This window comes from Arthrobacter sp. SIMBA_036 (assembly GCF_046535135.1).
In the GTDB taxonomy this organism is placed as follows: Bacteria; Actinomycetota; Actinomycetes; order Actinomycetales; family Micrococcaceae; genus Arthrobacter.
The window spans coordinates 1-374 of sequence record NZ_JAWRXG010000065.1 but is presented as its reverse complement, the minus strand read 5'-3'; the positions used below and the strand labels follow the sequence as shown (position 1 = coordinate 374).

Genomic DNA, 374 nt, shown 5'->3' with positions numbered 1-374 from the left:
CATGCGCCTACAATTCCAGAATGGAAACCAGCAGGGTACGATAGTCGCCAGTCTTCCACAATGCAAATCGCACCAGGATTATCCTATGCCAAGGGAACAGACTTCCACCCAGGCGGCCGGGCATTAGTCGGCGAAGAAGGATGGGAGCTTGCTCACACGCCCGGCATCGGCACTTACATTGTCGGAATGGGCGGCCCGCAAGTGTGGGATCTTCCGCGCGGCACGTCTGTTCTTCCGCACGCTCAGTCGAAAGAAGCAGCTGCCACAGGACTTCCCGGTTATGCAAATGGGGTCGGAAACTTCTTCAAGAATGCGTTTGAGGGGTCGAAAAAGCTGGTGAAAGGCGCTGTCTCTGTCGGCAAGAATGTCATTGG

General features: G+C 55.6%; 1 protein-coding gene. It reads left to right on the top strand.

The window, feature by feature from the left end; genetic code table 11:
• Window positions 1-60: 60 nt before the first annotated feature.
• Window positions 61-374 (top strand): hypothetical protein (locus SB659_RS19150; protein WP_410551534.1); only part of this gene is annotated, 314 nt, incomplete at its 3' end.